This is a genomic window from Pseudomonas sp. GW823-FHT06E10 (assembly GCF_058794995.1).
This window is the reverse complement of the sequence record NZ_JBXAHJ010000002.1, coordinates 348082-369534: the sequence shown is the minus strand read 5'-3', so window position 1 is coordinate 369534 and position 21453 is coordinate 348082. Positions and strand designations below refer to the sequence as shown.

19 protein-coding genes are annotated in these 21453 nt (G+C 59.9%); 13 read left to right on the top strand and 6 right to left on the bottom strand.

Features of this window, described 5'->3' with window-relative positions:
• The first annotated feature begins 210 nt into the window (after nucleotides 1-210).
• From rpsP to rplS, 4 genes are read left to right on the top strand one after another with little or no spacing between them, the layout of a single operon-like run.
• The gene (rpsP, locus tag AC1Q6Y_RS04760; protein ID WP_007972721.1) at nucleotides 211-462 is read left to right on the top strand and encodes a 30S ribosomal protein S16; all 252 of its coding nucleotides are present in this window, start codon (nucleotides 211-213) and stop codon (nucleotides 460-462) included.
• Nucleotides 463-467: 5 nt separating this feature from the next.
• Complete coding sequence (rimM, locus tag AC1Q6Y_RS04755) at nucleotides 468-1004, top strand: ribosome maturation factor RimM (RefSeq protein ID WP_057713414.1); 537 nt, start codon at nucleotides 468-470, stop codon at nucleotides 1002-1004.
• Nucleotides 1005-1006: 2 nt separating this feature from the next.
• Nucleotides 1007-1759 carry a tRNA (guanosine(37)-N1)-methyltransferase TrmD gene (gene trmD, locus AC1Q6Y_RS04750; protein WP_007897583.1) on the top strand — a complete coding sequence of 251 codons (753 nt, stop codon included), beginning with the start codon at nucleotides 1007-1009 and terminating at the stop codon, nucleotides 1757-1759.
• Between the two features lie 45 nt (nucleotides 1760-1804).
• Nucleotides 1805-2155 (top strand): 50S ribosomal protein L19, encoded by a 351-nt coding sequence (gene rplS / locus AC1Q6Y_RS04745; RefSeq protein ID WP_003175895.1) that lies wholly within the window; start codon nucleotides 1805-1807, stop codon nucleotides 2153-2155.
• A 204-nt stretch (nucleotides 2156-2359) separates the two neighbouring features.
• Here the strand turns inward: rplS and AC1Q6Y_RS04740 are convergent, their stop codons facing one another.
• On the bottom strand, nucleotides 2360-4171 hold the full coding sequence (locus AC1Q6Y_RS04740; RefSeq protein WP_492624100.1) for a cation:proton antiporter: 1812 nt from the start codon (nucleotides 4169-4171) through the stop codon (nucleotides 2360-2362).
• A 107-nt stretch (nucleotides 4172-4278) separates the two neighbouring features.
• Here AC1Q6Y_RS04740 and xerD point away from each other — a divergent pair, with 107 nt between their 5' ends.
• The 6 genes from xerD (at nucleotide 4279) to AC1Q6Y_RS04710 (ending at nucleotide 11011) form a co-directional block, all read left to right on the top strand.
• The gene (xerD, locus tag AC1Q6Y_RS04735) at nucleotides 4279-5175 is read left to right on the top strand and encodes a site-specific tyrosine recombinase XerD (RefSeq protein WP_056853624.1); all 897 of its coding nucleotides are present in this window, start codon (nucleotides 4279-4281) and stop codon (nucleotides 5173-5175) included.
• A gap of 266 nt (nucleotides 5176-5441) precedes the next feature.
• Nucleotides 5442-6173: a bifunctional protein-disulfide isomerase/oxidoreductase DsbC gene (dsbC, locus tag AC1Q6Y_RS04730; protein WP_057713416.1), complete on the top strand. Its 732-nt coding sequence runs from the start codon at nucleotides 5442-5444 to the stop codon at nucleotides 6171-6173.
• A gap of 133 nt (nucleotides 6174-6306) precedes the next feature.
• On the top strand, nucleotides 6307-7611 hold the full coding sequence (locus AC1Q6Y_RS04725) for a homoserine dehydrogenase (RefSeq protein ID WP_057713417.1): 1305 nt from the start codon (nucleotides 6307-6309) through the stop codon (nucleotides 7609-7611).
• Between the two features lie 66 nt (nucleotides 7612-7677).
• Nucleotides 7678-9087 carry a threonine synthase gene (gene thrC, locus AC1Q6Y_RS04720; RefSeq protein ID WP_223447165.1) on the top strand — a complete coding sequence of 470 codons (1410 nt, stop codon included), beginning with the start codon at nucleotides 7678-7680 and terminating at the stop codon, nucleotides 9085-9087.
• A gap of 119 nt (nucleotides 9088-9206) precedes the next feature.
• A complete protein-coding gene (locus AC1Q6Y_RS04715; protein WP_057713419.1) occupies nucleotides 9207-10562 on the top strand; it encodes a transporter substrate-binding domain-containing protein in 1356 nt (451 codons plus the stop codon).
• A 161-nt stretch (nucleotides 10563-10723) separates the two neighbouring features.
• Complete coding sequence (locus tag AC1Q6Y_RS04710; RefSeq protein WP_046041997.1) at nucleotides 10724-11011, top strand: DUF3509 domain-containing protein; 288 nt, start codon at nucleotides 10724-10726, stop codon at nucleotides 11009-11011.
• A 169-nt stretch (nucleotides 11012-11180) separates the two neighbouring features.
• On the opposite strand, the gene AC1Q6Y_RS04705 is transcribed toward AC1Q6Y_RS04710, so the two are convergent.
• Together AC1Q6Y_RS04705 and AC1Q6Y_RS04700 are read right to left on the bottom strand one after the other, a co-directional pair.
• The gene (locus AC1Q6Y_RS04705; RefSeq protein WP_492587594.1) at nucleotides 11181-12149 is read right to left on the bottom strand and encodes a TIGR02285 family protein; all 969 of its coding nucleotides are present in this window, start codon (nucleotides 12147-12149) and stop codon (nucleotides 11181-11183) included.
• Complete coding sequence (locus AC1Q6Y_RS04700; protein ID WP_492624099.1) at nucleotides 12103-13302, bottom strand: CaiB/BaiF CoA transferase family protein; 1200 nt, start codon at nucleotides 13300-13302, stop codon at nucleotides 12103-12105. Before AC1Q6Y_RS04700 ends, AC1Q6Y_RS04705 begins: the two co-directional genes overlap by 47 nt.
• A 147-nt stretch (nucleotides 13303-13449) precedes the next feature.
• Between AC1Q6Y_RS04700 and AC1Q6Y_RS04695 the strand changes: the two genes are divergently transcribed.
• The 3 genes from AC1Q6Y_RS04695 (at nucleotide 13450) to AC1Q6Y_RS04685 (ending at nucleotide 17151) form a co-directional block, all read left to right on the top strand.
• Nucleotides 13450-13992, top strand: coding sequence for a YaeQ family protein (locus tag AC1Q6Y_RS04695; protein ID WP_007971297.1), 543 nt, complete (start codon nucleotides 13450-13452; stop codon nucleotides 13990-13992).
• A gap of 66 nt (nucleotides 13993-14058) precedes the next feature.
• Nucleotides 14059-15768: a single-stranded-DNA-specific exonuclease RecJ gene (recJ, locus tag AC1Q6Y_RS04690; RefSeq protein ID WP_489339176.1), complete on the top strand. Its 1710-nt coding sequence runs from the start codon at nucleotides 14059-14061 to the stop codon at nucleotides 15766-15768.
• 276 nt (nucleotides 15769-16044) lie between these two features.
• The gene (locus tag AC1Q6Y_RS04685; RefSeq protein ID WP_492624098.1) at nucleotides 16045-17151 is read left to right on the top strand and encodes an NADH:flavin oxidoreductase/NADH oxidase; all 1107 of its coding nucleotides are present in this window, start codon (nucleotides 16045-16047) and stop codon (nucleotides 17149-17151) included.
• Between the two features lie 66 nt (nucleotides 17152-17217).
• On the opposite strand, the gene glpD is transcribed toward AC1Q6Y_RS04685, so the two are convergent.
• The 3 genes from glpD to glpK all read right to left on the bottom strand — a co-directional run bounded on the left by glpD (nucleotide 17218) and on the right by glpK (nucleotide 21433).
• The gene (gene glpD, locus AC1Q6Y_RS04680; RefSeq protein ID WP_492624097.1) at nucleotides 17218-18756 is read right to left on the bottom strand and encodes a glycerol-3-phosphate dehydrogenase; all 1539 of its coding nucleotides are present in this window, start codon (nucleotides 18754-18756) and stop codon (nucleotides 17218-17220) included.
• Nucleotides 18757-19076: 320 nt separating this feature from the next.
• On the bottom strand, nucleotides 19077-19832 hold the full coding sequence (locus AC1Q6Y_RS04675) for a DeoR/GlpR family transcriptional regulator (RefSeq protein WP_007971301.1): 756 nt from the start codon (nucleotides 19830-19832) through the stop codon (nucleotides 19077-19079).
• A gap of 95 nt (nucleotides 19833-19927) precedes the next feature.
• Entirely contained in the window at nucleotides 19928-21433 is a 1506-nt protein-coding gene (gene glpK, locus AC1Q6Y_RS04670; protein ID WP_492624096.1) for a glycerol kinase GlpK, read from the bottom strand.
• Nucleotides 21434-21453 lie beyond the last annotated feature (20 nt).

Sequence of the window (21453 nt, the reverse complement as noted above, 5' to 3'; positions counted from 1 at the left end):
GAAGCGGGATCTCCAGCAAACCCGCACTTGGCGGGAGCTGACCGGCCGTTTTCAACGACGGCTCTATAGCAAATCTGCATGGCGGCCGATAGACCGCCGGAAAAAGTCATTTGCAAAAGTCCGGATATTCCTTAGAATATGCGGCCTTTCGGGCACCCATGCCCGCTGTGCCTTTAGATTTGCAGCACCGACTACAGGAACGATGTTCACATGCTAACAATCCGTCTTGCCCTTGGCGGCTCCAAAAAGCGCCCGTTTTACCACTTGACCGTAACCGACAGCCGCAACCCGCGCGACGGTTCGCACAAGGAACAGGTTGGCTACTTCAACCCTGTTGCCCGTGGTCAGGAAGTTCGTCTGTCTGTGAACCAAGAGCGCGTAGCCTACTGGCTGAGCGTTGGTGCACAACCTTCTGAGCGCGTTGCTCAGTTGTTGAAGGAATCTGCTAAGGCTGCGGCCTGAGCAATATGAACGCGACGCCAGCCATTGCTGATGATTTGATCGTTATCGGCAAGATTTATTCTGTTCACGGCGTTCGCGGCGAAGTGAAGGTGTACTCCTTTACTGATCCGATTAAAAACCTGCTGGACTACAAAACCTGGACGCTCAAGCGTGACGGTAATGTAAAGCAGGTAGAGCTGGTCAGCGGACGCGGGAATGACAAGTTCCTGGTCGCAAAGCTCAAGGGTCTCGATGATCGCGAAGAAGCTCGTCTTCTGGCCGGTTATGAGATCTGCGTGCCGCGCAACCTGTTCCCTGAACTGACCGACGGCGAGTACTACTGGTACCAGCTGGAAGGTCTCAAGGTCATCGATACGCACGGACAACTGTTCGGAAAAATCGATCACCTGCTGGAGACCGGCTCGAACGATGTCATGGTGGTCAAGCCTTGCGCTGGCAGCCTGGATGATCGCGAACGCCTGTTGCCCTATACGGAGCAATGCGTGTTGGCCGTCGACCTGGCCGCGGGCGAGATGAAGGTGGATTGGGACGCGGATTTCTAAGCGTGGCTAACTTGCGCGTAGAAGTGATCAGTCTGTTTCCCGAGATGTTTTCCGCCATCAGCGAGTACGGCATCACCAGTCGGGCGGTGAAACAGGGGCTCTTGCAGCTCACCTGTTGGAATCCGCGAGACTACACGACGGATCGACATCACACTGTGGACGATCGCCCGTTTGGCGGTGGTCCGGGCATGGTGATGAAGATCAAGCCCCTGGAAGATGCTCTGGTTCAGGCCAAGGCAGCAGCCGGGGAGGCGGCGAAGGTGATTTACCTGTCCCCCCAAGGCCGTCAACTGACTCAGTCGGCGGTACGCGAGTTGGCGAATCTGGATGCATTGATCCTGATTGCCGGCCGCTATGAAGGCATTGACGAGCGTTTTATTGATGCTCATGTCGATGAAGAGTGGTCGATTGGCGACTATGTACTGTCTGGCGGCGAGCTGCCGGCGATGGTCCTGATCGATGCGGTTACACGACTGCTGCCTGGAGCTTTAGGGCATGCGGACTCCGCCGAGGAAGATTCCTTTACGGATGGTTTGCTGGATTGCCCGCACTACACCCGACCGGAGGTGTATGCGGATCAGCGTGTTCCCGACGTATTGCTAAGTGGCAATCACGCGCACATCCGGCGTTGGCGTTTACAGCAGTCCCTTGGTCGGACCTTTGAACGACGCGCCGATCTTCTGGAAAGCCGCTCGCTTTCTGGAGAAGAGAAGAAGCTGCTCGAGGAATACATCCGCGAGCGGGACGATAGTTAACAACGTATCGATGGTAGATCCGACGATTTACCTTAGGAGCACAGCATGACTAACAAAATCATCCTTGCACTCGAAGCAGAGCAGATGACCAAAGAGATCCCTACCTTTGCCCCGGGCGACACCATTGTCGTTCAGGTGAAAGTGAAGGAAGGCGACCGTTCGCGTCTGCAAGCGTTCGAAGGTGTTGTTATCGCCAAGCGTAACCGCGGCGTAAACAGTGCATTCACCGTTCGTAAAATCTCCAACGGTGTTGGCGTAGAGCGTACTTTCCAGACCTACTCCCCGCAAATCGACAGCATGGCTGTCAAGCGTCGCGGTGACGTACGTAAAGCCAAGCTGTACTACCTGCGCGACCTGTCGGGCAAAGCAGCTCGCATCAAGGAAAAACTGGCTTAAGTCCAGCTTCCGATGCAAAAAAAAGCAGCCTGCGGGCTGCTTTTTTGTTGCCTGCGGTTTAACGAATTCTCCGGATCGCGGCCTGACGCGAGACCGGGTTGCGGCCATCGCGAGCAAGCTCGCTCCCACAGTAGATCTACTGCGAGCACAATGCCTGTGAACGCCATAGATCCCCTGTGGGAGCGAGCTTGCTCGCGATGCGATTTACATAGCGTCGCTGGTTTCAGGCTGAATCAACGCCAACAACGTCCACCCTGCTGAAGGCTTGACCGCACTGTCCGGCGTCACCACATGCACCCAGCCACTGTCATCACGAGCAAACAGCAGAGTCGCACGCTCGCCATGCAACGCCTGATAATCCTCCCAGCCAAAGCCCTCGGTCAGGTTCGTGCTGTACAACTCAGTCCCCTGATGCAACTGATTGGCCAGCTTGATGTAGGTTAACTCCTCATTGCCTAGCAAACGCCCGCGATGTTCATGGCTGGCGCGATGTTTGTCGGTGCGTCGGCTCTCCTGGCCGCTGGCCAGTCCGAACAGCCGTTGATGGCCGAAATCATGGCGAAAACGCATTGCGGCGAGGGTGTTCAACTCCCCGGACGGTGACAACGCCAGCAAATGCCCGAGGCCGACCAGATCCAGATGCGCATCGGCATGTTGCGAGGCCGGGTTGCCAAAATAGGTCGGCAAGCCTTCCATCCGGGCTGCGCGAATGTTTTCCCAGCTCGAATCTGTCAACAGTACGCGACTGCCCAGTTGCTGCAGGGCCTTGCCCAGCGTGCGCGCAGGTCCGTTGGCGCCGATGATCAGAAAGCCGCTCGGTGCCGGTTCCGCCACCTTCAGCAGGCGCGCCAGCGGTCGTGCCGTGGCGCTTTGCAACACCACCGTGCCGATGATCACCGCAAAGGTGAGCGGCACCAGCAGCAACGCTCCCTGGTGACCGGCCTCATGCAGGCGAATGGCGAAGATTGCCGACACCGCCGCTGCCACGATGCCCCTTGGGGCGATCCACGCCAGCAGCGCCCGTTCGCGCCAACCCAGGCTGGAGCCCGCCGTGCTCAGCAGCACATTCAAAGGGCGGGCGATGAACTGAATGACCAGCAGCAAAATCAGCACCAGAGGCCCGAGGCCGATCATGGCGTTCAGGTCCAGCCGTGCCGCCAGCAGAATGAACAGGCCGGATATCAGCAGCACGCTGAGGTTTTCCTTGAAATGCAGGATGTGCCGTACATCCACGCCTTTCATGTTGGCCAGCCACATGCCCATCAGTGTCACGGCCAGCAACCCGGATTCATGGGTGACCTCGTTGGAGGCAATGAAAATACCCAGGACTGCCGCGAGCGCCGCCAGGTTGTGCAGGTATTCCGGCAGCCACTGGCGGCGAATCAGGGTGCCGAGCAACCAGCCACCCAAAATACCGAACAGGCTCCCGCACAAAATCACGCCACCGAAGGTCAGCAGGCTTTCCTTGAGGCCGTTACCTTCGGCACTGGCAATGATGAAGCTATAGACGACTACCGCCAGCAGGGCGCCGATGGGGTCGATGACAATGCCTTCCCAGCGCAGGATATTGGCAATCGACGCTTTCGGGCGCACGACGCGCAGCATCGGTACGATCACAGTTGGCCCTGTCACCAGGGTCAGGCTGCCGAACAGGATGGCCAGCAACCAGTCGAACCCCAGCAGCCAGTGAGTGGCGACAGCAATGACCACCCAGGTGGAGAGGGCGCCAATGGTGACCAGGCGATGGACGACGCTGCCGATTTCGCGCCACTCAGACAGATGCAGGGTCAGGCTGCCTTCGAACAGGATCAGCGCCACAGCCAAGGACACCAGCGGCATCAGTAATGGCCCGAACATTTCTTGCGGGTCGAGCAAGTGCAGCACGGGGCCAGCCAGGATGCCGGTCAGCAGCAGAAAAAGAATCGCCGGCAATTTCAAGCGCCAGGCCAGCCATTGGCAAAGCAGCGCCGCCGCTCCTATGCCGCCAAATGCCAATAAAATCTGCTGCTCGCTCATTGCTGCTCCCTGTTCCTTGAAATGGCGGCCTATGAAAGACTAGCGGCCGTTTTCATGTCCAATTTTAATTTTGCGTGCAGCCTCAAGGCTGCATGATTCGAGTACCCATGCCTGCCATCGATCACCCGCTGATAGACCAATTCCTCGATGCCCTGTGGTTGGAAAAAGGTCTTTCCGACAACACCCGCGATGCCTATCGCAGTGACCTGGCGCTGTTCAACGGCTGGTTGCAGGAAAAAGGGCTGGAGCTGATCAACGCTGGCCGCGAACTGATCCTTGATCACCTGGCTTGGCGTCTGGAACAAAACTACAAGCCTCGTTCCACTGCGCGATTTCTCTCCGGTGTGCGTGGGTTCTATCGCTATTTGCTGCGGGAAAAACTCATCGCCGTCGATCCGACCCTTCGCATCGACATGCCGCAGCTGGGTAGGCCGCTGCCGAAATCCTTGTCGGAAGCCGACGTGGAGGCGCTGTTGAAAGCGCCGGACCTGAGCGAAGCCATTGGCCAGCGTGACCGGGCCATGCTTGAAGTCCTGTACGCCTGCGGCCTGCGAGTGACAGAGCTGATCAGCTTGACGCTGGAGCAGGTCAATCTACGTCAGGGCGTGCTGCGTGTGATGGGCAAGGGCAGCAAGGAGCGTCTGGTGCCGATGGGTGAAGAGGCAATTGTCTGGGTCGAGCGCTACATGCGCGATGGCCGTGGCGAACTGCTCGGCGGGCGTCCCAGCGATGTGTTGTTCCCGAGTCAGCGTGGCGAGCAGATGACCCGTCAGACCTTCTGGCACCGGATCAAGCACCAGGCCAAGGTGGCCGGGATCGGCAAGTCGCTGTCGCCGCACACCTTGCGCCATGCCTTCGCCACGCATCTGCTCAATCACGGTGCAGACCTGCGGGTGGTGCAAATGCTGCTGGGGCACAGCGATTTGTCTACGACGCAGATCTACACCCATGTTGCCCGGGCGCGCTTGCAGGATTTGCACGCCAAGCATCATCCACGCGGGTGAACTTCCCGAGATCCGCTTTTCTGTGGGAGCGGGCTTGCCCGCGAAGAGGTCGGCACATACAACATTGATGTCGCCTGATACGACGATTTCGCGAGCAAGCCCGCTCCCACAGGAGATTGTGTCGCCACAAATGTCTTGCATCAGGTGCATTCGGCCATGTGGGCCTTATGTGATAGGCTGGGCCGGTTTGCACGATGGGCGTTTATGACCCGGTGTTTCGGCACGGGCGTTCTGATCGTCCCATTTGTCCGTCTTCAGGAGTTCTCATGCGTCTGACCCAGATTTTCGCCGCCGCAGCCATTGCGTTGGTCAGCACCTTTGCCGTCGCCGATGACGCGGCCGACAAAGCCATTCGTAAAAGCCTGGAAAACCTCCAGCTCGAAGTGCCGGTGGAGACCATCACCGCCAGCCCGTTGCCAGGCCTGTACGAAGTCAAGCTCAAGGGCAGCCGTGTGCTGTACGCCAGCGCCGACGGCCAGTACGTGGTTCAGGGCTACCTGTTCGATCTCAAGGACGGCAAGCCGGTCAACCTGACCGAGAAGACCGAGCGCCAGGGCATCTCCAAGCTGATCAACGCCATCCCGGTTGCCGAAACCGTTGTCTACCCGGCCATTGGCGAAACCAAGTCGCACATCACCGTATTCACCGACACCACTTGCCCGTACTGCCACAAGCTGCACGCCGAAGTGCCTGAGCTGAACAAACGCGGCATCGAAGTGCGTTACGTCGCGTTCCCGCGTCAGGGCCTGGGCTCGCCGGGTGACGAGCAACTGCAAGCGGTGTGGTGCTCGAAAGACAAGAAAGCGGCCATGGACAAAATGGTCGACGGCAAGGAAATCAAGGCCGCCAAGTGCGATAACCCGGTCTCCAAACAGTTCGCCCTCGGCCAGTCGATCGGCGTGAATGGCACACCGGCCATCGTTTTGGCCGACGGTCAGGTCATTCCGGGCTACCAGCCTGCGCCACAAGTCGCCAAACTGGCGCTGGGCGCGAAGTAAATTCGCATCGTCACGGCAAGCCTTGACGATCATGGTCCGGTAGCGACATTCGCCGGGCCATCAATAGAGAGCCGCGAGTCTGCGGTTGTTTTCACGGCCGGCCTCGAGTCGGCCGTTTTATGGGGAGTTCACAGTGAAACCGGTCAAAGTAGGCATCTGTGGGTTAGGAACCGTCGGTGGCGGTACCTTCAACGTACTTCAGCGCAACGCCGAGGAAATTGCTCGTCGTGCCGGGCGTGGAATCGAAGTGGCACAAATTGCCATGCGCACGCCAAAGCCTCAGTTCCAAACGACCGGTATTGCGATTACCAACGATGTCTTCGAAGTGGCCACGAACCCTGAGATCGACATCGTCATAGAGCTGATGGGCGGCTACACCGTTGCCCGCGAGCTGGTACTCAAGGCCATCGAGAATGGCAAGCATGTGGTCACCGCGAACAAGGCGCTTATCGCCGTTCACGGTAATGAAATTTTCGCCAAGGCCCGCGAGAAGGGCGTGATCGTTGCGTTCGAAGCGGCGGTGGCCGGTGGCATCCCGGTGATCAAGGCGATCCGCGAAGGCCTGTCCGCCAACCGCATCAACTGGGTAGCCGGCATCATCAACGGCACCGGCAACTTCATCCTGACGGAAATGCGCGAGAAGGGTCGCACCTTCGAAGACGTATTGGCCGAAGCCCAGGCCCTGGGTTACGCCGAAGCCGATCCGACCTTCGACGTCGAGGGTATCGACGCCGCTCACAAGCTGACGATCCTGGCATCCATCGCGTTCGGTATTCCGTTGCAGTTCGACAAGGCTTACACCGAAGGCATCACCAAGCTGACCACCGCCGACGTGAACTACGCCGAAGCGCTGGGCTACCGCATCAAGCACCTGGGCGTGGCGCGCAGCACCGCGGCCGGTATCGAACTGCGCGTGCACCCGACGCTGATCCCGGCCGATCGCCTGATCGCCAACGTCAACGGCGTGATGAACGCGGTGATGGTCAACGGCGATGCTGCCGGTTCGACCCTGTTCTACGGCGCTGGCGCCGGCATGGAGCCGACCGCTTCGTCGGTGATCGCCGACCTGGTGGACGTGGTCCGCGCCATGACTTCCGACCCGGAAAATCGCGTACCACACCTGGCGTTCCAGCCGGATTCGCTGTCGGCTCACCCGATCCTGCCGATCGAAGCCTGCGAAAGCGCCTACTACCTGCGCATCCAGGCCAAGGACCATCCGGGCGTATTGGCTCAGGTCGCGAGCATCCTTTCGGAGCGCGGCATCAACATCGAGTCGATCATGCAGAAGGAAGCCGAGGAGCACGACGGCCTGGTGCCGATGATCCTGCTGACCCACCGTGTGGTGGAACAGCGCATCAACGACGCCATCGCTGCTTTGGAAGCCTTGGCGGGTGTGGTCGGTCCAGTTGTACGGATCCGTGTCGAGCACCTGAACTAAGCCGATATCGTTGACCGGGCTCGCTTGCGGGCCCGGCACTACGAACACTGTCCATTGGAGTCAGTCATGCGTTACATCAGTACCCGCGGCCAGGCACCGGCCCTGAATTTCGAAGACGTCCTGCTGGCTGGTCTTGCCACCGACGGCGGTCTGTACGTCCCGGAAAACCTGCCACGTTTCACCCAGGAAGAAATCGCTTCCTGGGCCGGCCTGCCGTATCACGAACTGGCCTTCCGCGTCATGCGCCCGTTCGTCACCGGCAGCATTCCAGACGCCGATTTCAAAAAGATTCTTGAAGAAACCTACGGCGTGTTCGCCCACAGCGCCGTTGCGCCGCTGCGTCAGCTGAACGGCAACGAATGGGTGCTGGAGCTGTTCCACGGCCCGACCCTGGCGTTCAAGGATTTCGCCCTGCAACTGCTCGGTCGTCTGCTCGACTACGTGCTGGAAAAGCGCGGCGAGCGCGTGGTAATCGTCGGCGCTACTTCCGGTGATACCGGCTCGGCCGCCATCGAAGGCTGCAAGCATTGCGAAAACGTCGACATCTTCATCCTGCACCCGCACAACCGTGTGTCCGAGGTGCAGCGTCGCCAGATGACCACGATTTTCGGCGAGAACATCCACAACATCGCCATCGAAGGCAACTTCGATGACTGCCAGGAAATGGTCAAGGCGAGCTTCGCCGACCAGGGCTTCCTCAAGGGCACTCGCCTGGTCGCGGTGAACTCGATCAACTGGGCGCGAATCATGGCCCAGATCGTTTACTACTTCCACGCAGCCCTGCAACTGGGCGGCCCGGCGCGTTCGGTGTCGTTCTCGGTGCCGACCGGCAACTTCGGCGACATCTTCGCCGGTTACCTGGCGCGCAACATGGGCCTGCCGATCAATCAGTTGATCGTCGCCACCAACCGCAACGACATCCTGCACCGCTTCATGAGCGGCAATCAGTACGTCAAGGACACCCTGCACGCCACGCTGTCGCCGTCGATGGACATCATGGTCTCGTCGAACTTCGAACGCCTGCTGTTCGACCTGCACGGTCGCAACGGCGCGGCCATCGCCGGGCTGATGGATTCGTTCAAGCAGGGTGGCGGTTTCAGCGTCGAGCAAGAGCGCTGGACCGAAGCCCGCAAGTTGTTCGACTCGCTGGCCGTGGATGACGCGCAAACCTGTGAAACCATTGCCGAAGTCTACGAGCAGACTGGCGAAGTGCTGGATCCACACACGGCCATCGGCGTGAAAGCTGCCCGGGAATGCCGTCGCAGCCTGGATATTCCAATGGTGATCCTGGGCACCGCCCACCCGGTCAAATTCCCGGACGCCGTGGAAAAAGCCGGTGTAGGAAAAGCGCTCGAACTGCCGGTACATCTTTCTGATTTGTTTGAGCGAGACGAACGTTGCACCGTATTGCCAAATGACCTGAAGGCCGTGCAGGCCTTTGTCAGCCAGCATGGCAACCGCGGCAAGCCGCTGTAACCGGTCAGCGCTGTTACATTTTGAAGCCCGTCTCCTGACGGGCTTTTTCATTTCTGCATGCACACTTGTCGTGTTATCGCCGCGAAGGGACAGGCGAATGGATCACCAAGGACGTGGGAATGCTGTTTACAAGTGTGTTCAAGCCAGTCGCGCGCTGGCTGTTTTTATTCGGCATGCTGGGAATCGCCGAATGGGGAGGGGCAAGCCCTGCATCGATTCAGGAGCGTGGGAAGTCTGCCGCACGGTCAATGGTCGTGCTGGATGACCAGGAGTTGCAGTGGATGGCCAAGCATCCTCGGGTCGTGGTCACGGCGCTGGAATACCCGTTGTACCTGTTCAAGGATGAACATGGCCAATGGACGGGCTTGAACAGTGACCTGCTCAAGCGCATCAGTGACATGACGGGGTTGCAGTTCGTTTACCAAGAGTCTTTTTCCACCGATCAGATGCTGGCCCATCTGGAAAGCGGCGCTGCGGATTTGAGTACGACCCTGGCGATGAATGACGAACGCAAGGCGTTTCTCGATTTCAGTCATGCGTTCGGCGGTGCAGGATGGGTCTTTCTCGGGCAGGCCGGAGCACCACCGGTGCAGTCGCTGGAGGATCTGGCGAAGCGGGTACTGGTGCTGCCGACCCGGCATGCACTGGAAGCGATGATCCGTCGCAATTATCCGTCCATCGAGTTGCGTTCGGTTAAAACCTACGCCGAAGCCCGTGCCTGGGTGGAAAGCGGCGAAGCCTACGCCACCATCGAAAGCGAAATCGGCGCCCAGCTTATTCCGTCGGGCCGGCTAAAGATCGACGCCGTGGTGCCGGGAAAATGGGATGCGGATTATCTGGCGGTGCGCAAAGGCCAGCCGCAGTTGCTGAGTATCCTCAACAAGGCGCTTGAGGCGTTTCCTGAACAGGAGTTGCGCGGCCTTCGCCTGAAGTGGTTCGGCGGCGCTACCGCGCCACAGGCGCCTGGCCTCTGGCAGCGGATTGACCAGTGGGTTTGCTGGGGCGTGTTGGTGGTCAGCCTGTTCGGTCTGTTGTCCCTGCTCTGGAATCGGCGGTTGGCGGTGGTGGTCAGGCAACGGGTCGAGGCTCAAAGCAGTCTGCGCGATCAGCTCGCCTTCCAGCATGCCCTGATGGATGCCATGCCTGACCCGATGTTTGTCCGTGATCTGCAAGGGCGTTTGATCATGTGCAACAAAAGTTATGAGGACGCCTTGTCGACGCGTTTTGACCGGATGCAGGGGCGGCAGTTGATCGAGGTCGATGCCATGCCCAGACAAACCGCGGAACTGCTGCATGCCGAGTTCATGGCGCAATTGAGTACGCGCAGGACGCGCTTTTTCGAGCGTCAATTGATGTTCAAGGACGGTGTCAGGGATATCTACCAGTGGACAGTGCCCTTTTATACGGCGGATGGCCAGCTACGAGGATTGTTGGGGGGATGGGCCGACATCGCCCGGCGCACCCGACAGACGTGATGGTTGGGTTTTTTCTCTGTCATGTTCGCCGTGCATGCTCTCTTGACTGGGCTGCAGGTTCGCCTGCAGTCAGTACCCAGAACTTTCTTCTCGGGCCAGCGGTCATTTGTAGTAGGCATGCCCCAGGCACGTTGTTTTCGGACTATTGAGTGGTGATCGGGATGGAAAGTATCAGTCTGTTGCTCGGTGAGGCGCTAAGCCCGTATCAGGTTACGTTGACCCCGTCAGGCATTCGTGGCGAATGCCGGGTGACCCTGAAGAATGCTATCGGCGCGACCGTGGTCGAGCGCGAGTTCAATCAGGCCCAGTTGAATGACAAACGCCTGCTGACGGATGTGGTCGACGGTTTGCATCGCGACGTGCTGATTGCTGAAGGACGTCTTGAGCCTTGTGTGATCGCGGCATTGCGTAATGCGGCGCAGGACAAGCTGCTGGCCAGCCGCAATTGAACGGTTTTTTGCGGGAACCTTCCCGCGCCCAGGTCAGTCAGACTTTGTAACAGCAGGATCAAGCATTGTGCTCCGGTGCTTGTAGCTTGCTGTTACTGGTCTCCAAGCAGACCACGTTTGACCCCGAGTCGTCTCCCCACTTCTCGGGGTTTCTTTTGCCCGGGATTTGTCAGGGGTGCGCCAGATTGTCGAAAAACGCCTTGGTGTCTTTCAGGTAGTCGCTGCGGCTTTCGGGATCCAGCCAGGCGGCGTAGGCCTCATCTAGGCGTTCACGGGGAAGGGTGCGCAACACCTGATTGATTTCGACAATGGCCTGCCGGCCCTTTGGCGTGTCGGTGCAACCGATATAACCGGACAGGTATTTGCCCGTGCCACGGATCGGATAGAACTGCAATTCATCCTCGGCAATGCCTTGCAGCGAGGCCTGGTAACGTATTTCCGGGCGATAACCCAACAGCAGGCGCAAGCGTCCCAGGCGCTGCATCTGCAGCAGGCTGCCCAAGGCGTCGTTACCGTAATGAGGGGCCAGCGCGTCGACTGGCGCTTGCTTGAGCAGTCCGTCGAGGTATTCGCCGTAATTGCGCTCGGCAATAATTCCCAGTTTTTCGTTACCGCTGGCGAGCAGCGCTGCCAGGTCCACTTCGTCGTCCTTGATAAAGGGTGTCAGCACTTTCTGGTCGACGCGCCGCACGGCCAGGCCATTGCTCATGGCGCGGAAGACCGGAATGGAAAAGGCGATCCACTTTTCCCGTTCCTTGCTCCAGTTCAGCGCCGCGTCGCAGACGAGGGACGGTTCGTGGAGCATTTGCAGGCCACGCGCGCGATTGACCCTCATCACGCTGTGCTGGTATTGCGGCATGCCGGCAATCAACATTGGAAGCAATTGATCGATAACGCCCAGACCCTTTTTCGGCCCGTCGAAAATCGTCAGCGGCGGCAGGTCGCGCTTGAGCCAGATCAGGGGTTCCCCGGTTTGCGCCAGGGCTGACGGGATCGGTCCAGGGAGCAGGAACAAGATCGCCAGCATGCACAGCAGCCGCCCGCCGCGTGGCGGGCAGTGTCGAGTGGGCCATGCGGGCAGGTGCCTCAGCCTAGATGGCTCCGTCTTTGCGCAACTGTGCAATCTGCGTCGCGTCATAGCCAAGTTCCTGGAGTACCTGTGTGTTGTGCTCACCCAGTTGTGGCCCGACCCATTCACATTCCCCGGGTGTCTCTGAGAGTTTCGGCACAATACCCGGCATCTTGAAGTCTTTGCCATCCGGCAGCTTGGCTTGCAGGAACATTTCCCGCGCCAGGTACTGGGGGTCATTGAACATGTCTTCGGCGCTGAAGATCCGGCTGGCCGGCACCTCGGCCTGATTGAGCTGCGCCAGCACCCTGTCCAGCGGCAACGAGTTGACCCAGCGATCGATGACGCCATAAATCTCGTCGCGTCGGGCATCGCGGCCATCGTTGCTGGCAAGCTGGGGGTCGTTGGCCAAGTCTTCCCGGCCAATGATCAGCATGAAGCGTTTGAAAATCGCGTCGCCATTGGCGCCGATCTGCATGTGCTTGCCATCGGCACTGGTGTGGATCGAGGACGGGGTGATGCCGGGCATGATATTGCCCGTGCGTTCGCGGATGAAACCGAATACGTCGAACTCCGGAACCATGCTTTCCATCATCGCGAAGATGGCTTCGTACAGCGCCACGTCCACCACTTGCCCCAGACCGCCGTTGACTTCGCGATGACGCAGGGCCATCAGCGCGCCGATCACGCCCCAGAGCGCGGCAATCGAGTCGCCGATGGAAATGCCGGTGCGCACGGGTGGGCGGTCTTCGAAGCCGGTGATGTAGCGCAGGCCCCCCATCGACTCACCGACCGCGCCAAAGCCGGGCTGATCCTTCATCGGGCCGGTCTGGCCGAAACCCGACAGCCGCACCATGACCAGTTTCGGGTTCAAGGCGTGCAGGACGTCCCACCCCAGGCCGAGTTTTTCCAGGACGCCGGGACGAAAGTTTTCGATCAGTATGTCTGCCTCACCCAGCAGCTGTTTCAGGATGGCCTGACCGTCGGGGTGCTTGAGGTTGAGAGTCAGGGACTTTTTGTTGCGGGCCTGGACGAACCACCACAACGAAGTGCCTTCATACAACTTGCGCCATTTGCGCAATGGATCACCGCCGTCCGGGGATTCGATCTTGATTACGTCGGCGCCGAATTCCGCGCAAATACGCGAGGCAAACGGGCCAGCAATCAAGGTGCCCAATTCGATGACTTTCAGACCGGAAAGCGGTTTGGCGGTGAACGGCATGCTGGATCCTGTGGGGCAAAGGTTGAGCGGATAGAGCGTTTTAACATAGCCGACTGTCAGACGCTCCAGCTTGATTGTGTTCAATTCGTGGATTGCCCGTCGCATCGGTTAGACTTGCCGCCTTTCCTCGTATCAAGAAGCCCGTACATGGCCCAGCCGTCCACGACCTACAAGTTTGAACTGAACCTCACCGACCTCGACCGCAGCGTCTATGAGAGCGTGAAGCAGACCATCGCCCGTCACCCTTCGGAAACCGAAGAGCGCATGACCGTGCGCCTGCTGGCCTACGCCCTCTGGTACAACGAGCAGCTGTCTTTTGGCCGTGGTCTGTCGGAAGTGGATGAACCGGCCTTGTGGGAAAAAAGCCTGGATGACCGCGTCCTGCACTGGATCGAAGTCGGCCAGCCGGATGCCGAGCGCCTGACCTGGTGCTCGCGCCGCACTGAACGTACCAGCCTGTTGGCCTACGGCAGCCTGCGCGTGTGGGAGGGCAAAGTGGTGCCGGCGGTGAAAAACCTGAAGAACGTCAACATCGCTGCCGTGCCTCAGGAAGTCCTGGAAACCCTGGCCAAAGACATGCCCCGCGTCATCAAGTGGGACGTGATGATCAGCGAAGGGACGATCTTCGTCACCGACGACCGTGGTCAGCACGAAGTCCAGTTGCAGTGGCTGGCCGGTGAGCGCGGCTGATTTTTCGCAACTGCCCCGCGTCACCCGGTTTTATCCTACGTATTGAAGAGAAGCATCTTTCACCCCATGCGCATCGAACCTCGCCTGCTGCCCGACACCCTGCCATTCCTCGGTGATATTCCGCCGCTGTTGACCCGCCTGTACGCGGCTCGGGGCGTGCTGTCCGAGGCGGAACTGGACAAGAGCCTGGCGCGGTTGATTCCGTTCCAGCAACTCAAGGGCATCGATGCCGCCGTGGATCTGCTGGTGACTGCGCTCGAACAGCGTCAGCGCATTCTGATCGTCGGCGACTTTGATGCCGACGGTGCGACGGCGAGCACCGTGGGCACCTTGGGTTTGCGTCTGTTGGGGGCGGCACATGTCGATTACCTGGTGCCCAACCGATTCGACTACGGCTATGGCCTGACACCGGAAATCGTCGCGGTGGCGCTTGAGCGTCAGCCGCATTTGCTGATCACCGTCGACAACGGCATCTCCAGCGTCGAAGGCGTGGCAGCGGCGAAAAAGGCCGGGCTCAAGGTGCTCGTCACCGACCACCACTTGCCCGGTGACGAGCTGCCGTTGGCCGATGCCATCGTCAATCCGAACCAGCCCGGATGCGAGTTTCCGAGCAAGGCGCTGGCCGGCGTCGGGGTGATTTTCTATGTGTTGATGGCCCTGCGTGCGCGGTTGCGCGAGCTGGGCTGGTACACAAGCAGGCCGCAGCCGAATATCGGCGAACTGCTCGATCTGGTGGCTCTTGGCAGCGTGGCCGACGTGGTGCCGCTGGATGCCAACAACCGGATTCTGGTGCATCAGGGCCTGGAGCGGATTCGCGCTGGACGTGCCCGGCCGGGGATCAAGGCGATCCTCGAAGTGGCCAAGCGCGATCATGCGCGTATCACCTCCACCGATCTGGGCTTCATTGTCGGCCCGCGCCTGAACGCAGCGGGGCGCCTGGACGACATGAGCCTGGGTATCGAATGCCTGCTGACCGAAGACGCAGGTCTGGCCCGTGAGATGGCGGCGCAACTGGACGGCATGAACCAGGATCGCAAATCCATCGAGCAAGGGATGCAGCGTGAAGCGCTGGCGCAGCTCAAGGATCTGCCGGTGGAGTCGATGCCGTTCGGCTTGTGCCTGTTCGATCCCGAGTGGCACCAAGGCGTTATCGGTATCCTCGCGTCACGGATGAAAGAGCGCTATTTCCGCCCGACCATCGCCTTTGCCGATGCCGGGGATGGTTTGCTCAAGGGCTCGGGGCGTTCGGTCCAGGGCTTTCACATCCGCGACGCCTTGAGTGTGGTGGCGGCGCAGCATCCGAATCTGATCACCAAATACGGTGGCCACGCGATGGCGGCCGGCCTGACGCTGCCGGAAGCAAATTTCCCCTTGTTCGCCGAAGCCTTTGACGCTGAAGTGCGCCGGCAGCTGCGCGAAGAAGATCTGACTGGTCGCCTGTTGTCGGACGGCACCCTGGCGGTGGAAGAGTTCCACCTGGAGCTGGCTCGCGCCTTACGGCATGCCGGTCCTTGGGGACAACACTTCCCGGAACCGTTGTTTCATGGGGTGTTCCAGCTGGTCGAGCAGCGCGTCGTTGGCGAACGGCACCTTAAAGTCGTGCTCAAAAGTGAATGTGGTTCGGTGAAGCTCGACGGCATTGCCTTCGGGATCGATCGCGAAATCTGGCCGAATCCGACCATCAAATGGGTGGAGCTGGCCTACAAACTCGACCTCAACGAGTTTCGCGGGAACGAAACGGTTCAATTGATGATTGCCCACATCGAACCGCGTTGACCCCCTGTAGGAGCGAGCTCGCTCGCGATGGACGACAGGACACCGCGGGGTATCAGGTCCCCAACGCTATCGTTCACGCCCATCGCGAGCGAGCTCGCTCCTACAAGGGGGCAACATCCCTCGATGTCGACTAGGCTCTAAGCACTGCTTGATTTTGGCCTTGTGACGTCTTGTCGAATTTTTTGCCCGCGGGGGCGGGTGTTGTACCTTTTTCCTGTCACTCGTCGACTATTCAAACAGAACCTGGAGCCTGCCCACTGATTCGAGAGGTGCCCCATGAGTCTGCTGCTTGAACCCTTTACCCTTCGCCAATTGACCCTGCCCAACCGCATCGCGGTATCGCCGATGTGCCAGTACTCCAGCGCCGATGGCCTGGCCAATGACTGGCATCTGGTCCACCTCGGCAGCCGTGCTATCGGCGGGGCCGGGCTGGTGTTTACCGAAGCCACGGCGGTCACCGCCGACGGGCGTATCACGTCCGAGGATCTCGGTCTGTGGAATGATGAACAGATCGAACCCCTGCAACGCATCACCCGCTTCATCAACGCCCAGGGCGCCGTTGCCGGCATTCAGCTGGCCCATGCCGGGCGCAAGGCCAGCACCCACCGGCCGTGGCTCGGCAAGCATGGCAGCGTCAAACCCGACGAGGGCGGCTGGGTGCCGGTCGGACCTTCGCCGATTGCGTTCGACCCGCAGCACACCCAACCCAAACAACTGGATGACGACGAGATCACCGAGGTGATCCAGGCCTTTGTCGATGCGGCAAAGCGCTCACTGACGGCCGGTTTCAAAGTGGTCGAAGTGCACGCGGCCCATGGTTACCTGCTGCATCAATTCCTGTCGCCGTTAAGCAATCAGCGTCGCGATCAATATGGCGGTTCGTTCGAAAATCGTATTCGGCTGGTGCTGCAGGTCACCGAAGCGGTGCGTGCGGTGTGGCCTGAAGAGTTGCCGGTGTTTGTCCGGGTCTCGGCCACCGACTGGGTGGAAGACGGCTGGAACCCCGATGAAACCGTGGAGCTGGCCCGCCGCCTCAAAGCCTTGGGGGTCGACCTGATCGACGTCTCGTCGGGCGGGACGGCAGTCAATGCTGAAATTCCCACAGGGCCTGGTTACCAGACCCGCTTCGCCGAGCGCGTGCGCAAGGAGTCGGGCATGGCCACCGGCACAGTCGGCATGATCACCGAGCCGGCCCAGGCCGAGCACATCCTGCGCACCTGTCAGGCGGACATCATCTTCCTGGCCCGTGAGTTGTTGCGCGATCCGTACTGGGCGCTGCACGCGGACGACGACCTGGGCGGGCACAAGGCCGTGTGGCCGGCGCAATATCAGCGGGCGACTCACCGTGAGCAGCCCATTCATGAATCGGATTTGCGCGACTGAAATCCATCGATACGAAAAAGCCCCTGAATCGTGAGATTCAGGGGCTTTCGTTTATCCGGATCGTGGTCAGGCCGCTTCGATCTTGTTGCGGTTTTGCTCGACCTTGTTCAGGTAATCCTTGAGTTTATCCTGCTCCGCGGCTGTGGTGAACAAGCCGAGCTTGCTGCGCCGCCAGAGGATGTCGTGTGCGGTAGTGGCCCATTCTTCACTGCACAGGTAATCGACCTCGCGGGTGTAGAGACCGCCGCCGATATGCTCGCCCATATCGCTGAGGTCCTGTACGCCTTCGAGCATGCGCCAGGTACGGCTGCCGTAGGAGGTGGCCCAGCGGCGAGCAATATCGCTTGGTATCCAGTCGAATTTGTCGCGGATACGTGAGCTCAAGGCCTGCGGGGTGGTCATGTCTTCACCGCCCGGCAGCGTGGCGCTTGCGGTCCAGCTTGGCTGGATGTGCTTGAAGTAGGGTGCCAGTTGCGCCAGCGCCGACTCGGCCAGTTTGCGATAGGTGGTGAGCTTGCCGCCGAACACCGACAGCAACGGAGCCTCTTCGCCAGTGCCGGACAGCGCCAGGGTGTAATCGCGGGTCACGGCCGACGGGTTGTCGGATTCGTCGTTGCACAGCGGGCGCACACCGGAATAGCTGTGCAGGATGTCCTCGCGGCTGATTTGCTTTTTGAAATGGGCGTTGACCACGTTCAACAGGTAATCGGTTTCGCCGTCGGTAATTGCCACCTTCGCCGGATCGCCGGTGTACTCGCGGTCGGTGGTGCCGATCAGGGTGAAGTGATTCAGGTACGGAATGGTGAACACGATGCGCTGATCTTCGTTTTGCAGGATGTGCGCGTGTTCGCCTTCGTACAGTTTCGGCACGATCAGGTGGCTGCCCTGGATCAGGCGGATGCCGTAAGGCGATTCCATCTTCAGGTCATCGCGAATGAACCTGGCGACCCAGGGCCCGGCCGCGTTGACCAATGCCTTGGCGCGGATCGAAAACAGGCTGCCATCGGCGCGCTCCAGGTGCAGGTGCCACAGGCCCTTGGTGCGACGTGCGCTGACGCAGCGGGTCTGGGTGTGAATGTGGGCGCCTTTTTCCCGGGCGGCCATGGCGTTCAACACCACCAGGCGAGCGTCGTCGACCCAGCAGTCGGAGTATTCGAAGCCCTTGGTGATTTCGCTTTTGAGCGCGCTGTCGGGGCCGAACTTCAGGCTTTTCGAACCTTGCAGTTGCTCGCGCTTGCCCAGGTTGTCATAGAGGAACAGACCGGCGCGAATCATCCACGCCGGGCGCAGGTGTGGGCGGTGCGGCAACACGAATCGCATTTGCTTGACGATGTGCGGCGCCTTGGCCAACAACACTTCGCGTTCAGCCAGGGCCTCACGCACCAGGCGGAATTCGTAATGTTCGAGGTAGCGCAGGCCACCGTGAATCAGCTTGCTGCTGGCCGACGAGGTATGGCTGGCCAGGTCATCCTTTTCACAAAGGAACACCGAGAGACCGCGTCCGGCGGCGTCCGCTGCGATCCCCACGCCATTGATCCCGCCACCGATGACGGCGATATCGTAGACCTCGGCGAGAGGGGGCGTAGGCAAGGTGGAAGTGGGCATCGGCTCGGCCTCGGAATTCTTTGATGTTTTGTATTTGAATTCGAACATTAATGTTCATTTGCGAAAATACTAGCCCATAAAGACGCCCACAGCCAGTCAGCTTCGATTGAAAATACTCATCGAAGGGCCGTTAAAGGAAAATTTACGAACATTGAAAGGTTGCAGGCTGCTTTTGTGGCGAGGGGGCTTGCCCCCGTTCGACGGCGAAGCCGTCGCAGGTTGGGGCTATGAATGTGCCTGTCTGAACTCGGCTGAATGGTTTTAGGGCCGCTTCGCAGCCCAACGGGGGCAAGCCCCCTCGCCACAGGGGAGCGGTGTGCTTAAACGACTTCCAGGCGAACCTTGTGCTGGTTCAACAACTGCGCCAGCGCCGGGGAGGGCTGCTGATCGGTGACCAGGCAGTCGACCAGGCTGATCGGCCCCAGGCGAATCATGGCGTTGCGCCCGAACTTGCTGGAGTCGGCCGCGAGGATCACTTGCCGGGCATTGGCGATGATCGCCTGGGATACCCGCACTTCCTGATAGTCGAAGTCCAGCAGGCTGCCGTCTTCATCGATGCCGCTGATGCCGACCAGGGCGAAATCGACCTTGAACTGATTGATGAAGTCGACACTGGCCTGACCCACCACGCCACCATCGCGCCGCACGTTGCCGCCAGTGAGCAGGACATCGAAATCGTCCTTGGCGCTGAGCATGGAGGCGACGTGCAGGTTGTTGGTGATGATCTTCAGGTGACTGTGGTTGAGCAGTGCCCGGGCAATGGATTCGGTGGTCGTGCCGATGTTGATGAACAACGAGGCATGGTCGGGAATCTGCGCGGCAATGGCTTCGCCGATACGCTGTTTCTCATCGCGCATCTGATCGGCGCGCATGGCGTAGGCGGTGTTTTCAACGCTGGAGTCGTAAGCCGCGCCGCCGTGGTAGCGACGCAACAAATTGGCTTCCGCGAGCTGATTGATGTCGCGGCGAATGGTCTGCGGGGTAACTACGAACAGCGTGGCCATTTCCTCGATGCTGACATAGCCGCGTTCGCGGACCAGTTCGAGGATTTGCTGCTGGCGGGGAGGCAGATTCATGGGGCGTCCTTTGGGCTGCCGTGCAAAATTTGCCCATGATGCCGCAGGAATCTGCTCCCGACCAGTTACATACAGATACGAGCCTGCGTCTTGGCTTATTCAGCCTCGTCTTCAGCCGCCCAATCGCGGGTACGGCTGACCGCTTTTTTCCACCCCGCGTAGAGTTTTTCCTTCGCCGTTTCATCCAGCGTCGGCTCGAACTTGCGTTCGATCACTGCCTTGCCGCGCAACTCTTCCAGGCTGCCCCAGAAGCCACAGGCCAGACCTGCCAGGTAAGCTGCACCCAGTGCCGTGGTTTCGCGCATTTGCGGACGCTCGACCTGCGTGCCGAGGATGTCGGCCTGGAACTGCATCAGGAAATTGTTCGCCACCGCGCCGCCATCTACGCGCAGGGCCTTGAGGCGTTCGCCGGAGTCCTGTTGCATGGCGTCGAGCACGTCGCGAGTCTGGTAGGCAATCGATTCCAGCGCTGCGCGAATGATGTGATCTACGCGCACGCCGCGGGTCAGGCCGAACAAGGCGCCACGGGCGTACGGGTCCCAGTAGGGAGCACCAAGACCGGTGAAGGCCGGCACCAGGTACACACCGTTGCTGTCTTTGACCTTGTTGGCGAAGTATTCGGTGTCGTGGGCGTCGTTGATGATCTTCAGTTCGTCACGCAGCCATTGCACGGTGGAGCCGCCGTTGAACACTGCGCCTTCCAGCGCGTAGGCCACTTCGCCACGTGGGCCGCAGGCGATGGTGGTGAGCATGCCGTGTTGGGACTTAACGGCTTTGTCGCCGGTGTTCATCAACAGGAAGCAGCCAGTGCCGTAGGTGTTTTTCGCCTGGCCTGGCTCGACGCACATCTGACCGAACAGGGCGGCTTGCTGGTCGCCAGCGATGCCGCCGATGGCGATACCGCTTTTGGTGTGACCGTAGATTTCCGAAGAAGACTTCACTTGCGGGAGCATCTCACGCGGGATGTCGAGGACCTCCAGCATCTTCGCGTCCCACTCCAGGGTGTGGATGTTGAAGAGCATGGTGCGCGACGCGTTGGTGTAGTCGGTGACATGCACCTTGCCACCGGTGAATTTCCAGATCAGCCAGCTGTCGACGGTGCCGAACAACAGCTCACCGTTGCGCGCGCGCTCGCGGCTGCCTTCGACGTTGTCGAGGATCCACTTGAGCTTGGTGCCGGAGAAGTACGGGTCGGTGACCAGGCCGGTGGTGTCGCTGATGTATTGCTCGTGGCCATCGCGCTTGAGCTGCTGGCAGATCTCGGTGCTGCGTCGGCACTGCCAGACGATGGCGTTGTAGATCGGGCGGCCGGTGTTCTTGTCCCAGACCACGGTGGTTTCGCGCTGGTTGGTGATGCCGATGGCCGCCACCTGGTCGTGGTGCAGGCCGGCTTGTGCCAGGGCCTCGACCATCACGGCGCTTTGGGTCGCGAAGATTTCCATCGGATCGTGTTCGACCCAGCCGGCTTGCGGGTAATGCTGTGCGAACTCCCGTTGGGCGGTGCAGACCACGTTCGCGTCGCGGTCGAAAATGATCGCGCGGGAGCTGGTCGTACCCTGATCGAGGGCAATGATGTAGTTCTTATTCTGTGTGTCGGTCATGTCGATTGCCTTGGACGAAA